Source organism: Enterobacter sp. SST3, from assembly GCF_000286655.1.
Taxonomy (GTDB): Bacteria; Pseudomonadota; Gammaproteobacteria; order Enterobacterales; family Enterobacteriaceae; genus Enterobacter; species Enterobacter roggenkampii.
The window spans coordinates 70,565-83,817 of the sequence record NZ_ALNS01000004.1 but is presented as its reverse complement, the minus strand read 5'-3'; the positions used below and the strand labels follow the sequence as shown (position 1 = coordinate 83,817).

Annotated in this window: 11 protein-coding genes; 7 read left to right on the top strand and 4 right to left on the bottom strand. The window is 57.3% G+C overall.

Features of this window, described 5'->3' with window-relative positions; genetic code table 11:
* Positions 1-37: 37 nt before the first annotated feature.
* Together B498_RS19455 and B498_RS19460 are read right to left on the bottom strand one after the other, a co-directional pair.
* Positions 38-1,147 carry an SDR family oxidoreductase gene (locus B498_RS19455; protein WP_008499625.1) on the bottom strand — a complete coding sequence of 370 codons (1,110 nt, stop codon included), beginning with the start codon at positions 1,145-1,147 and terminating at the stop codon, positions 38-40.
* Between the two features lie 359 nt (positions 1,148-1,506).
* Positions 1,507-2,331: a MurR/RpiR family transcriptional regulator gene (locus B498_RS19460; RefSeq protein WP_008499624.1), complete on the bottom strand. Its 825-nt coding sequence runs from the start codon at positions 2,329-2,331 to the stop codon at positions 1,507-1,509.
* Between the two features lie 165 nt (positions 2,332-2,496).
* On the opposite strand from B498_RS19460, the gene B498_RS19465 reads away from it, so the two are divergent.
* The 3 genes from B498_RS19465 to queE are packed head-to-tail and all read left to right on the top strand — an operon-like array spanning position 2,497 to position 5,489.
* Positions 2,497-4,056 (top strand): PTS transporter subunit EIIC, encoded by a 1,560-nt coding sequence (locus tag B498_RS19465; RefSeq protein ID WP_008499623.1) that lies wholly within the window; start codon positions 2,497-2,499, stop codon positions 4,054-4,056.
* The gene (locus tag B498_RS19470) at positions 4,056-4,763 is read left to right on the top strand and encodes an N-acetylmannosamine-6-phosphate 2-epimerase (protein WP_008499621.1); all 708 of its coding nucleotides are present in this window, start codon (positions 4,056-4,058) and stop codon (positions 4,761-4,763) included. Before B498_RS19465 ends, B498_RS19470 begins: the two co-directional genes overlap by 1 nt.
* A gap of 54 nt (positions 4,764-4,817) precedes the next feature.
* On the top strand, positions 4,818-5,489 hold the full coding sequence (gene queE, locus B498_RS19475) for a 7-carboxy-7-deazaguanine synthase QueE (RefSeq protein WP_008499620.1): 672 nt from the start codon (positions 4,818-4,820) through the stop codon (positions 5,487-5,489).
* A gap of 88 nt (positions 5,490-5,577) precedes the next feature.
* Here queE and queD read toward each other — a convergent pair whose 3' ends face one another.
* Entirely contained in the window at positions 5,578-5,940 is a 363-nt protein-coding gene (gene queD / locus B498_RS19480) for a 6-carboxytetrahydropterin synthase QueD (RefSeq protein ID WP_008499619.1), read from the bottom strand.
* A 306-nt stretch (positions 5,941-6,246) separates the two neighbouring features.
* Between queD and cysJ the strand changes: the two genes are divergently transcribed.
* Genes cysJ through cysH form a run of 3 tightly spaced genes read left to right on the top strand, consistent with a single transcriptional unit; the run spans position 6,247 to position 10,514 of the window.
* Positions 6,247-8,052, top strand: coding sequence for an NADPH-dependent assimilatory sulfite reductase flavoprotein subunit (gene cysJ, locus B498_RS19485; RefSeq protein WP_008499618.1), 1,806 nt, complete (start codon positions 6,247-6,249; stop codon positions 8,050-8,052).
* Positions 8,052-9,764, top strand: a complete 1,713-nt coding sequence (gene cysI, locus B498_RS19490; protein WP_008499617.1) for an assimilatory sulfite reductase (NADPH) hemoprotein subunit — start codon at positions 8,052-8,054, stop codon at positions 9,762-9,764. Before cysJ ends, cysI begins: the two co-directional genes overlap by 1 nt.
* A gap of 15 nt (positions 9,765-9,779) precedes the next feature.
* Complete coding sequence (gene cysH, locus B498_RS19495; RefSeq protein WP_008499616.1) at positions 9,780-10,514, top strand: phosphoadenosine phosphosulfate reductase; 735 nt, start codon at positions 9,780-9,782, stop codon at positions 10,512-10,514.
* Between the two features lie 98 nt (positions 10,515-10,612).
* On the opposite strand, the gene B498_RS19500 is transcribed toward cysH, so the two are convergent.
* On the bottom strand, positions 10,613-11,656 hold the full coding sequence (locus B498_RS19500; protein WP_008499615.1) for an aminopeptidase: 1,044 nt from the start codon (positions 11,654-11,656) through the stop codon (positions 10,613-10,615).
* A 246-nt stretch (positions 11,657-11,902) separates the two neighbouring features.
* On the opposite strand from B498_RS19500, the gene cysG reads away from it, so the two are divergent.
* Positions 11,903-13,252 carry a siroheme synthase CysG gene (gene cysG, locus B498_RS19505; protein WP_192812200.1) on the top strand — a complete coding sequence of 450 codons (1,350 nt, stop codon included), beginning with the start codon at positions 11,903-11,905 and terminating at the stop codon, positions 13,250-13,252.
* Position 13,253 lies beyond the last annotated feature (1 nt).

Sequence of the window (13,253 nt, the reverse complement as noted above, 5' to 3'; positions counted from 1 at the left end):
ATGAAAATGCCAGTCGAATGACTGGCATTTTTTTTGGCTATTTAAAATCGACCGCCATTTGCTCCGGAATGGTCAGCCCCCGGGTGGTTTGCACGCAGCGGGCAATGTAATCCGTAAACCGGGGTGGCTTCGGCATCCCCATGCTCAGCAGCTTATCGTTGCTGAATCGCACGTTAAGCGTGGCAAACGCGCCGTATAACCGCATGGCTCTCAGCATCAGACGTTCGTTGCACGGGCCAAAAATCGTTTTCAGTTCACGGCGCATTCTGACCAGCGTTTCGTAGCTGACCTGCGCATATTTATCCCCGACGGGGGCTTTCTCCAGCGCCTGCGCCATCGCATTATCAATATCCGCAAAGCGAACGCTGTTCTCTTCTCCGGCCGAAATGTGTACCACTTCCCCCGGACGCGCGTTGCTGTTGAGCAGCATTAACAGCGCGTCGGCACAATAATCCACCGGGACAACGTCGATCCGGTCCTCCATCGAGCACATAAACTTCTGCAGCATCAGGCCCATGCTGAAGACCCAAAAAATACTGCTCGAGGGCGTGCAGCCGTGGCGGGTATGGCCGACAACGATGGATGGACGCGCGATGAGCAGCGGCAGGTTCGGACATTCCTGACGCATCAGCTGTTCGATGGTTGACTTCGAAAACGTGTATTCCACCAGGTGTTCAGCATTCTCTCTGAATTCGGCGCTTTCGGCGACCAGGGAATCCTGCTCCGGTGTACATGACATTGCCGTGCCCACGTGGAGGAAGCGTTGTAGCGTTGAAACCTGCTCCATGCGGCGCGCCAGTGCCAGCGTTCCTTCCACGTTGACCTTCCAGATGAGCGGGTTGTTACCAAATGAGGCAACAGCTGCACAGTTCACGACATGCGTGACCTGGTCCAGACGCGGATCGTTCAGGAAGGCTTCAGGCTGGCTGAGATCGCCAATGAGGATATTGTCCACGCTCAGAGTGGCCAGTTTGTCCTCAGGAACGTTGAACTTGCGCATGTTCTCCAGCACGCGCTCCAGCCCGCTCTGCGGATCGCTGGCACGCGCGAGCAAAAGCAGTTTTACGGATTGATCGCTGGTCAGAATTTTTTCCAGTACTGCACCGCCCAGAAACCCCGTCACGCCTGTAATCATTAACATCTTCATTAATACCGTCTCATTATGATTGATGAGGCGGATTGTAGGCGTGCAAAAGTAAACGGCATTTAAATAATAAAACGCCGAAATCGACAGCATCTTAAGCTTATTTTAAGGAAAGGAATTCAGGTGGAGATATTGGACATTACAGGCAGGGTGAAAATTCAATTTATTAAAATGAATATTTCAACATTATGATTTTAAAGTCCTTTTTGTGGTGCTCATCGGATGGTGAACTTAATTCGAAATGTAATAAATATAATACTTTGTTACACCAAACATTTACCGGATAAATGATTTAAACACCGCTTAACTTAAATCAGGCGACATTAAGCGCAGGCTATTTTTATTTAGCCTGCGAAGGGTTTTTAGAGTAACAGAGGAAGCGTGGCGCTGGCCGTTTGCTGGCTAACGTCGCCGTAACGGCCATCCAGCGCAATCATGGACGTGGTCAGCAGTTCGACCAGCAGCATGACCCCAACTTTGGCATTGAGCGCGCCCGCGCTAAGCGGCCCCTCTGGCTTGGCGGCCACCAGCTGCATGTCGCTCAGGGACGCCAGCGGGCTGCGAGGCGTATTGCTGAGTGCCAGAACCTTAACGCCGCGCTTGCGGGCAAGCTTCACTACATGGAGTAGATCCCGCGTTGAGCCGGAACTGGAGATTGCCACCACCAGGGTTTCTGACGAAAGCGTTGTCGCATTCATGGCCGCGCGGTGCATATCGCTAAACAGCTGTGCGGGTTTGCCCAGCCGCAACAGCTTGTAGTGCAGATACTCCCCGAGGATCGCGCTGGCCGCAACGCCATAAATCTGCACCGACTGCGCCTGATGCAGCGCCAGCGCGGCCTTTTCAAGCAGCGTGCGGTCAAGGAGCCTGGCGGTGTCCTGCAAAGCCTGCACCGACTCATCCACGACGTTATCAATCTCATCCCCCGCCTGACGCGCGGGCTGCCCCTGCTGAATATCCAGCGCAAGCGCCATTTTAAATTCGTTATAGCCCTTACAGCCCAGCGTGCGGCAAAGACGCGTCACGCTGGCCTCGCTGGTGTGGCTCTCGCGCGCCAGTTCGGTGATCGTCAGGTAGAGCACCCGGGCAGGATCGCTGAGAACAAACTCACCGAGTTTTTGTTGTGTTGGGCTGTACCCGGAAGCCTCCTGGCGTAGCTTCAGCAGCAGGTTTTCATGGTCTGACATGCTCGATCCTTAATGCGTTTCTCTGCGACTAGTGTGGCGGAAAGCGGGGGAAAGATGCCAGTCATTTCGAAAAAGTATGATCGTCGTCCTGGTTTTTGATGATAATTTTCACTATTTAAAATTAATATGGTAAAAATTTTCATCTATTAATGGGGGGATGAAAAAATGATGCAAATATTCAGTGGGGCTTCTTCAGGGGGATGGTTTGAAAAAGCGCAGCGCTTTGGCAAATCCTTTATGTTGCCGATTGCCGTGCTGCCTGCGGCAGGTCTGCTGCTGGGGATAGGCGGCGCGCTATCCAATCCCAACACGCTGGCGGCCTATCCGTTTTTAGACGTGAGCTGGCTGCAGGCCATTTTCACCATCATGAGCAGCGCAGGATCAATCGTGTTTGCGAACCTCTCGGTGCTGTTTGCGGTTGGGGTAGCCGTCGGGCTGGCAAAAAGCGATAAGGGCACGGCGGGGCTGGCGGCGCTTCTCGCGTTTCTGGTGATGAATGCCACCATCAACGCGCTGCTGATCCTCACCGGCAAACTGGCGCATGAGAACCCGGGCGCGGTGGGGCAGGGCATGACGCTGGGTATTCAGACGCTGGAAACCGGCGTCTTTGGCGGCGTGGTGATTGGGCTGGTAACCTGCGCGCTACATCATCGGTTTAACAAGATTGCACTTCCGCAGTTCCTGGACTTTTTTGGCGGCTCGCGCTTTGTTCCTATCATCAGCTCGCTGGCGGCGATACTCGTCGGTGCGCTCATGACCGTGGTCTGGCCGCATTTCCAGAAGCTGATTTTTGGTCTCGGCGGGCTGGTGGATGCGACCGGCTATCTGGGCACTTTGCTGTACGGCTTCATTTTACGCATGCTGGGTCCGTTCGGTCTGCACCACATCTTCTATCTGCCTTTCTGGACCACCGCGCTTGGCGGGAGTGAAATCGTCAACGGACACCTCGTGGAAGGCACGCAGCGGATCTTCTTCGCTCAGCTGGCTGACCCGAACACGCAACATTTCTATGAGGGCACGTCACGCTTCATGTCCGGGCGCTTTATTACGATGATGTTTGGCCTGCTCGGGGCGTGCCTGGCGATGTACCACACGGCAAAACCCGAGAACAAAAAACGCGTTGCCGGGCTGCTGCTTTCTGCGGCGTTAACCTCGTTCCTGACCGGGATTACCGAGCCTATCGAATTCTCGTTCCTGTTTATTGCGCCGGTGCTCTACGTCATCCATGCGCTGTTTGACGGGCTGGCATTCATGCTCGCGCACATGCTGCATATCACCATCGGGCAAACCTTCTCCGGCGGTTTCATCGACTTCGTGCTGTTCGGCATTTTGCAGGGAGAAGCCAAAACCAACTGGATGTTCGTTCCGCTGGTCGGCGTACCGTGGTTCTTCCTTTACTACTTTACCTTCCGCTATCTGATTAACCGCTTTGATTTCGCGACGCCAGGTCGGGAAAAGGAGGCGATGGCTGATGAGGTCAGTCTGCCGCAAAACGAACGCGCAGCCGCGGTGATCGCCGGATTAGGCGGAAAAGAGAATCTGGACGAGGTGGACTGCTGCGCCACGCGTCTTCGCGTCACGGTTAAAGACGGCAGCAAAGTGAATGAGTCGGCACTGAAAGCCACCGGGGCGCGCGGCGTTATCGTGCGCGGCAACGGCGTTCAGGTCATTTATGGCCCGCACGTCACGATTATCAAAAACGAAGTGGAAGAGATCTTATCGTAATGAAAACTGTACTGGATACCCTGAAGGGAAAACTGGTCGTCTCCTGTCAGGCGCTGGAAAATGAACCGCTGCACAGCCCGTTTATTATGTCGCGCATGGCGCTGGCTGCGGCACAGGGCGGGGCTGCCGCCATTCGCGCGAACAGCGTGGTGGATATCGAGGCCATCAGGCAGCAGGTGTCTTTGCCGGTCATCGGCATCATCAAACGGGATTATCCCGAAAGCGAGGTGTTTATCACCGCGACAATGAAAGAAGTGGATGAGCTCATGAGCGTCTCGCCGGACATCATTGCGCTTGATGCGACGGCGCGGTCACGTCCCGGCGGAGAATCTCTGGAAACGCTGGTCTCGCGCATCCGCGCACGTTATCCCGCGGTGCTGCTGATGGCGGATATCTCCTCCGTGGAGGAAGCCGTGACGGCGCAGGCGCTGGGCTTCGACTGCGTCGGCACCACGCTTTACGGCTACACGCCGGAAACGGCGGGCCATTCACTTCCGGAAAACGACTGCGCCTTCCTGAAGGCGGTGCTGGCCGCCGTGACGGTGCCCGTGGTTGCCGAAGGCAACGTGGATACCCCCGAGCGTGCGGCCAGGTGTCTGGCGCTGGGCGCGCATACGGTGGTGGTCGGCGGCGCGATCACCCGTCCCCAGCAAATCACGGAGCGGTTTATGGCGGCGATTGACGCGCAAAGCACCGATGGAGCATGACCATCCGGCGGGGATCTGCGATACTTATCGTTTATCCCCTTTACTGAGATGACTATGCAGTACCCGATTAACGAGATGTTCCAGACCCTGCAAGGCGAGGGTTACTTTACCGGCGTTCCCGCTATTTTCATTCGTTTACAGGGATGCCCGGTTGGCTGTGCCTGGTGTGATACCAAACATACGTGGGATAAGCTCGCAGATCGGGAAGTGTCGCTGTTTAGCATTCTGGCGAAAACCAAAGAGAGCGATAAGTGGGGCGCGGGCAGTGCCGAAGATCTGCTCGCCATCATTGGTCGTCAGGGCTGGACGGCGCGTCACGTGGTGATCACCGGCGGTGAACCCTGCATCCACGATCTGACGCCGCTGACCGAGCTGCTCGAAAAGAACGGCTACAGCTGCCAGATCGAGACCAGCGGCACCCATGAAGTGCGCTGTTCACACTCTACCTGGGTGACGGTATCGCCAAAAGTGAATATGCGCGGCGGGTATGACGTGCTGTCTCAGGCGCTGGAGCGCGCGGATGAGATTAAGCACCCGGTAGGACGCGTGCGTGATATCGAAGCGCTGGATGAACTGCTGGCCACGCTGACGGACGAAAAGCAGCGGGTCATTGCCCTGCAGCCTATCAGCCAGAAAGACGATGCAACGCGCCTGTGCATTGAAACCTGTATTGCGCGCAACTGGCGCCTGTCGATGCAGACGCACAAGTATCTGAATATCGCCTGAAAAAAAGCCCGGTGGCGCGAGCGCTTACCGGGCCTGGGTTTCGAGGCGATTGTAGGCCGGGTAAGGCGAAGCCGCCACCCGGCAAGCATCACTCGCCGCGATACACGCAGCCTGCCGTACAGGTCTCTTTGATCATCACCGCGCTCAGCAGCGGTACCCGCGGTTTCATCTGATCCCAAATCCATTTTGCCAGCACCTCGCTGGTCGGGTTTTCAAGGCCCGGGATCTCATTCAGGTAGTAGTGATCCAGACGATCGTAGGTCGGCTTAAACGCCGCCTTCAGCTCGGCAAAATCCATGATCCAACCGGTATGCGGATCAACTTCACCGGTGATCTCAAGACGCACCATGAACGAATGCCCGTGCAGACGGCCACATTTATGCCCTTCAGGGACATGCGGAAGGTGGTGGGCGGCTTCGAAGGTGAAATCTTTAAACAGTGTGGTGGACATGATCGCTCTCAGTAATGCGGAAAAAACCGCCGCATAGTACCGGAAAGCACAATTTTTAGCATTAACTAAAACGGCTCTGAGCGGCAACCGCCTCGTATACGGGGTGTTTATCGCTATTTGTTCTTATATTTCAAATAATTATTTAATCGGTTTTATCGCTAAGCATGACAACCAAAACAGGTTAGTCCATTTGGTTATTTATTATTTCCATCCCTTCTTTAATTGTTATTATCCTCGCCGTTAACCTTATCTTCAGTTTGGATTTATTCGCTTAAAGTCCGCTTGGCTACTGGAACATAACGACGCATGACAACACAGGCCCCACCTTCAAACTTGCTTCCCCTGAACCCGGAGCAGCTGGCGCGCCTTCAGGCTGCCACCTCTGATTTTTCTCCCACTCAGCTTGCCTGGGTCTCCGGTTATTTCTGGGGAATGCTTAATCAGCAGCCTGGCGCTGTGGCGGGTGCACCGGCCACGGCCGTAGAAATTCCGGCCATTACCCTGATTTCCGCCTCGCAGACGGGTAACGCCCGCCGCGTGGCCGAAGCGCTGCGTGACGACCTGCTGGCCGCCAGGCTGAACGTGAACCTGGTCAACGCAGGGGATTATAAATTTAAGCAAATCGCGTCAGAAAAACTGCTGGTGGTGGTGGCTTCTACGCAGGGTGAAGGTGAACCCGCTGAAGAAGCGGTGGCGCTGCATAAGTTCCTGTTCTCGAAAAAAGCGCCGAAGCTGGATGGCACGGCGTTTGCCGTCTTTGGCCTGGGCGATACCTCCTATGAATTCTTCTGCCAGTCCGGCAAAGACTTCGACAGCAGGCTGGCGGAGCTGGGCGCAGAGCGCCTGCTGGACCGCGTTGACGCGGATGTCGAATACCAGGCCGCCGCCGCTGAATGGCGTGCCCGCATCGTTGACGTGCTAAAAGCGCGCGTGCCGAAAGAGACGTCAGCCCAGGCCGCGTTCACCGCGACGGGTGCTGTTAACGACATCCACACCAGCCCGTACACCAAAGAGGCGCCGCTGGCGGCGAGCCTGTCGGTGAACCAGAAAATTACCGGCCGCGATTCCGAAAAAGACGTTCGCCATATCGAAATCGATCTCGGCGACTCGGGCCTGCGCTATCAGCCTGGCGATGCGCTGGGCGTCTGGTATCAGAACGATCCGGCGCTGGTGAAAGAGCTGGTTGAGCTGCTGTGGCTGAAAGGCGACGAGCCCGTCACCGTTGACGGCAAAACGCAGCCGCTTTCTGAAGCGTTGCAGTGGCATTTTGAGCTGACGGTTAATACCCCGAATATCGTCGAAAATTATGCCACCTTAACGCGCAGCGAATCCCTGCTGCCGCTGGTGGGCGACAAGGCGAAGCTGCAGCATTACGCCGCGACGACGCCAATTGTCGATATGGTGCGCTTCTCTCCGGCTCAGCTGGATGCCGATGCGCTGATCGGCCTGCTGCGTCCGCTGACCCCACGCCTGTACTCCATTGCCTCGTCTCAGGCCGAGGTGGAGAGCGAAGTGCATATCACCGTCGGCGTGGTGCGCTACGACATCGAAGGCCGCGCCCGTACGGGTGGGGCATCGGGCTTCCTGGCAGACCGCGTGGAAGAAGAGGGCGAAGTGCGCGTCTTTATCGAGCACAACGACAACTTCCGCCTGCCTGCAAACCCGGAAACGCCGGTCATCATGATTGGCCCGGGCACCGGCATTGCGCCGTTCCGCGCCTTCATGCAGCAGCGTGCGGCGGATGGCGCACCGGGTAAAAACTGGCTGTTCTTCGGCAACCCGCACTTTACGGAAGATTTCCTCTACCAGGTGGAGTGGCAGCGCTACGTCAAAGAAGGCGTACTGACCCGCATCGATCTGGCCTGGTCCCGCGACCAGAAAGAAAAAGTATACGTACAAGACAAACTGCGCGAACAGGGCGCAGAGCTGTGGCGCTGGATCAATGACGGTGCCCACATTTATGTCTGCGGCGACGCTAATCGCATGGCGAAAGACGTTGAGCAGACTTTGCTGGAAGTGATTGCCGAATTCGGCGGTATGGATGCCGAAGCGGCGGATGAATTTTTAAGTGAGCTGCGCGTTGAGCGCCGTTATCAGCGAGATGTCTACTAATGAGCGAAAAACATCCAGGGCCACTGGTGGTCGAAGGTAAACTGACAGACGCCGAGCGCATGAAGCTGGAAAGCAACTATCTGCGTGGCACCATTGCTGAAGATCTGAATGACGGTCTCACCGGCGGTTTCAAAGGCGACAACTTCCTGCTGATCCGTTTCCACGGCATGTACCAGCAGGACGACCGCGACATCCGCGCCGAGCGTGCAGAGCAGAAGCTGGAGCCGCGTCACGCGATGCTGCTGCGCTGCCGTCTGCCGGGTGGGGTGATTACCACCAAACAGTGGCAGGCGATCGACAAGTTTGCCGGTGAAAACACGATCTACGGCAGCATCCGTCTGACCAACCGTCAGACCTTCCAGTTCCACGGCATTCTGAAGAAGAACGTCAAGCCGGTGCACCAGATGCTGCACTCCGTTGGGCTGGACGCGCTGGCGACCGCCAACGACATGAACCGTAACGTGCTCTGCACCTCGAACCCGTATGAGTCCGAGCTGCATGCCGAAGCGTACGAGTGGGCGAAGAAGATCTCCGAGCACCTGCTGCCGCGCACCCGCGCCTATGCGGAGATCTGGCTCGATCAGGAAAAAGTCGCGACTACGGACGAAGAACCGATCCTCGGCCAGACCTACCTGCCGCGTAAGTTTAAAACCACGGTAGTGATCCCGCCGCAGAACGATATCGACCTGCACGCCAACGACATGAACTTCGTGGCGATTGCCGAAAACGGCAAGCTGGTCGGCTTTAACCTGCTGGTGGGCGGCGGCCTGTCCATCGAACACGGTAACAAGAAAACCTACGCCCGTACCGCGAGCGAGTTCGGCTTCCTGCCGCTGGAGCACACGCTGGCCGTGGCGGAAGCGGTGGTGACGACCCAGCGCGACTGGGGTAACCGTACCGACCGTAAAAACGCGAAAACCAAATATACCCTGGAGCGCGTGGGCGTGGAGACGTTCAAAGCGGAAGTGGAGCGTCGCGCGGGCATCAAGTTTGAGCCGATCCGCCCTTACGAATTCACCGGTCGCGGCGATCGCATTGGCTGGGTGAAGGGTATCGACAATAAATGGCACCTGACGCTGTTTATCGAAAACGGCCGTATTCTGGATTATCCGGGGCGTCCGCTGAAAACCGGCCTGCTGGAAATTGCGAAGATCCATAAGGGCGAGTTCCGCATTACGGCTAACCAGAACCTGATCATTGCCGGCGTGCCGGAAAGCCAGAAGGCGAAGATCGAGAAGCTGGCGCGCGAACATGGATTGATGGATGCGGTGAAGCCGCAGCGTGAAAACTCAATGGCCTGCGTGTCGTTCCCGACCTGTCCGCTGGCGATGGCGGAAGCGGAACGTTTCCTGCCGTCATTCACTGACAAGGTAGAAGCGATTCTGGAAAAACACGGCATTCCGGACGAGCATATTGTTATGCGCGTGACGGGCTGCCCGAACGGCTGCGGTCGCGCGATGCTGGCCGAACTGGGGCTGGTGGGGAAAGCGCCGGGGCGCTACAACCTGCACCTGGGCGGTAACCGTATCGGCACGCGCATTCCGCGTATGTTCCGCGAGAACATCACCGAGCCGGAAATTCTTGATTCCATCGACGAGCTTGTCGGGCGCTGGGCGAAAGAGCGCGAAGCGGGTGAAGGCTTCGGCGACTTTACGGTGCGTGCGGGCATCATTCGCCCGGTGCTCGATCCCGCCAGGGATTTCTGGGAGTAAACACGAGAGGTAATTATGTCCGTACTCGATCTAAACGCCCTTAATGACCTGCCAAAAGTCGAACGTATTCTGGCGCTGGCAGAAACCAATGCCCACCTTGAAAAGCTGGACGCCGAAGGGCGCGTGGCGTGGGCCCTGGAAAACCTGCCGGGAGAGTATGTGCTCTCGTCGAGCTTTGGTATTCAGGCGGCGGTCAGCCTGCATCTGGTGAATCAGATCCGTCCGGACATTCCGGTGATCCTCACCGATACCGGCTACCTGTTCCCGGAGACCTACCAGTTTATTGACGAGCTGACGGACAAGCTCAGGCTGAACCTCAAGGTCTACCGCGCGACGGAAAGCGCGGCCTGGCAGGAGGCGCGCTACGGCAAGCTGTGGGAGCAGGGCGTTGAGGGCATTGAGAAATACAATGAGATCAACAAGGTCGAGCCGATGAACCGGGCGCTGAAAGAGCTTAATGCCCAGACGTGGTTCGCGGGCCTGCGCCGCGAGCAGTCCGGCAGCCGGGCAACCTTACCGGTGCTGGCGGTGCAGCGCGGGGTCTTTAAAGTGCTGCCGATTATCGACTGGGATAACCGGACGGTGTATCAGTACCTGCAAAAGCACGGGCTGAAATACCATCCGCTGTGGGACCAGGGCTATCTGTCGGTGGGCGATACCCACACCACGCGTAAGTGGGAACCGGGCATGGCGGAAGAAGAGACGCGATTCTTCGGGCTGAAGCGCGAGTGCGGGTTGCACGAAGGGTGATAACCTTTTTGCCCGGTGGCGCTGCGCTTACCGGGCCTACTAAGGCTCGTTCCATATGTAGGCCCGGTAAGGCGTAGCCGCCACCGGGCTTAACGGCCTCAGGCTTTCCCCGCTTTCGCCAGCTCCTTCACCAGCGGCAGCATCACCTTCACCACATCACGACTGCGGTGCTCAATCCGCTGCGGCAGCGCGCGATCGATGTGCTGCTGATTGTCCAGCATCACGTTGTGCCAGCTCGTCCCGTCCGGGAAGGCCTTCGATTTAGCCCGCTGCTGGTAGCCATCTTTTTTGCCCAGCGCCCAGTTCGTCGCTTCCACGTACAGCACCGGAATGCCCGCCTTATCGAACACTTCCCCGTCGTTGCAGCAGCCTGTGCCTCGCGGATAATCCGGGTTACCGCCGGGGTTGCTGGTGGCATAAACCCCATGGCTGCGGGCTATCGCCAGCGCCCGGTCGCGCGTCAGTTTCCGCACGGTACCCGGCGTACTCTGCCCGCTGTTGAAATAGAGCTTGTCGCCGACGATCAGGTTGTCGAGGTTGATCACCAGCAGCGTATTTTTCTTCTCCTCAGCGCTCATACGCTTAAGGAGATTCTCAGCGCCGAGTTTGCCCTCTTCCTCACCGCTGGTGGCAACAAAACGAATGCCATATTGGGTGGGAATATCTTTCATCCGCTCGGCCAGTTCGAGCATCACGCCCAGGCCTGCGGCATTGTCGTCCATGCCCTGCAGCGTCAGCCCGCCAAGATTGTTATCCGTATCGGCGTCACTCATCGGGGCGTAGGTATCAAGGTGCGCCATAATGATAATTTGCTCTTTTGCGCTGCCTTCGTGGGCCGCAATCACCGTACTGCCGGTCACGTTATGCCAGTTTTTCGTTTTATTGCGTGAGGTATAGACGTAGCGGCTGTGAAACGATCGGATATCGCTCTGGTAACCCATGTCGGCAAACTGCTGGCGAAGATAGTCCGCGGAGAGCATTTCCGCAGGCGATCCGGTCATGCGGCCAGGGAAAACGGTGGCAATATGCCGCGCCTGCATAGTGGCGATTTCACCATAAGGTTGGTTTTTTGCCTGGGCAGGAAGAATAAAGCAAACGCCGAGCGCCAGGGCAGCAATACGGTGGCGCGTTGCGGAAAACATAGTGAGTCCTTAAAAACAGAGCAAAATAATAACCCGCCTAGTATGAAACTGTGATCGTCCATACACAATTTGAATCGTTCTTAAATGCCCGAAATGTCGCGCGTTAAGCACTTTTTGGTATTAGCTTTTTCACAGCGTTATTCCATTGAGTAACTACTCATTCCAATTCGTAATTTCATTCGGTCTAAGCCGCCCCCTATAGTCCCTCTATTCCTCGTTGTTAGTGAGTTGTTGCCTGTGGACTATCTGCCCTTATTTGCTGCGATTAAAGAGAAACCGGTGCTGGTGGTTGGCACGGGTGAAATCGCCGATCGCAAAATCGCGTTTCTGCAGCGCGCAGGGGCGCAGGTGCAGGTCGTTGCAGAGGCAGATTTTCACGAGTCACAAATCGACAGCGTCGTGCTGGTAATTGCGGCGACCGAAGATCGTGAACTGAACCAGCGGATCTCCGACGCCGCTCAGGCCCGTTACCGCCTGGTGAACGTGGTGGACGACCAGCCTTTATGCTCGTTTATTTTCCCGTCGATCGTTGACCGTTCGCCGCTGCTGGTGGCGATCTCCTCCGGCGGTACCGCACCGGTGCTGGCGCGCGTGCTGCGGGAAAAAATCGAAGCGCTGCTGCCGACCAGCCTCGGGCGCATGGCGGAGAAAGCCAGCTACTGGCGCAACCATTTGAAAACCCGCCTGACCAGCGTGACGGAACGCCGTCGCTTCTGGGAACGCGTGTTTCGCGGCCGCTTTGCCAGCCTGATGCATGCCGGTAATGAGACAGCGGCGCAGAAAATCCTCGAGGACGAACTGGATAACCCCGGCAGTACGGGCGGGGAGATCATTCTGGTGGGCGCGGGGCCGGGCGATGCCGGGCTCCTGACGCTGCGCGGCCTGCAGGTGCTGCAGGATGCGGACGTGGTGTTCTACGACCACCTGGTCACCGACGGCGTGCGCGAGCTGATCCGTCGCGACGCGGAGCAAATCTGCGTCGGCAAACGGGCGGGTGAGCACTCGGTGCCGCAGCACGACACCAACCAGATGCTAATTGACGCCGCGAAAGCGGGCAAAACCGTGGTGCGCCTGAAGGGGGGCGATCCGTTCATTTTCGGTCGCGGCGGCGAAGAGCTGCAGGCGGCAGCTGAAGCGGGCGTTCCGTTCCAGGTGGTGCCCGGCATCACGGCGGCTTCTGCGGTAACGGCCTACGCCGGTATCCCGTTGACCCACCGCGATTACGCCCAGAGCGTCACCTTTGTGACCGGCCACTACAAGGCGGACAGCACGCCGTTCGACTGGTCGCATCTCGCCCAGAGCCGCCAGACGCTGGCGATATACATGGGCACGATGAAGGCGGCGGACATCAGCGAACAGCTTATTCAGCACGGTCGCGAGGCGACGACCCCCGTCGCCGTCATTTCTCGCGGCACGCGCGTCGATCAGCATGTTGCTGTCGGCACACTTCAAGACCTTGCAACCCTGGCGAAAGACGCCCCGATGCCTGCCCTGATCGTGGTGGGGGAAGTGGTGCAGCTGCACAGCACGCTCGCCTGGTTTCAGCACACAACCGATACAGAAGGCTTTGGTTCTTCTGTTGTAAATTTGGCTTAAG

Coding starts and splice junctions, on each gene's coding strand:
- B498_RS19455 (WP_008499625.1), bottom strand. CDS start 1,147: ATGAAGATGTTAATGATTACAGGCGTGACGGGGTTTCTGGGCGGTGCA.
- B498_RS19460 (WP_008499624.1), bottom strand. CDS start 2,331: ATGTCAGACCATGAAAACCTGCTGCTGAAGCTACGCCAGGAGGCTTCC.
- B498_RS19465 (WP_008499623.1), top strand. CDS start 2,497: ATGATGCAAATATTCAGTGGGGCTTCTTCAGGGGGATGGTTTGAAAAA.
- B498_RS19470 (WP_008499621.1), top strand. CDS start 4,056: ATGAAAACTGTACTGGATACCCTGAAGGGAAAACTGGTCGTCTCCTGT.
- queE (WP_008499620.1), top strand. CDS start 4,818: ATGCAGTACCCGATTAACGAGATGTTCCAGACCCTGCAAGGCGAGGGT.
- queD (WP_008499619.1), bottom strand. CDS start 5,940: ATGTCCACCACACTGTTTAAAGATTTCACCTTCGAAGCCGCCCACCAC.
- cysJ (WP_008499618.1), top strand. CDS start 6,247: ATGACAACACAGGCCCCACCTTCAAACTTGCTTCCCCTGAACCCGGAG.
- cysI (WP_008499617.1), top strand. CDS start 8,052: ATGAGCGAAAAACATCCAGGGCCACTGGTGGTCGAAGGTAAACTGACA.
- cysH (WP_008499616.1), top strand. CDS start 9,780: ATGTCCGTACTCGATCTAAACGCCCTTAATGACCTGCCAAAAGTCGAA.
- B498_RS19500 (WP_008499615.1), bottom strand. CDS start 11,656: ATGTTTTCCGCAACGCGCCACCGTATTGCTGCCCTGGCGCTCGGCGTT.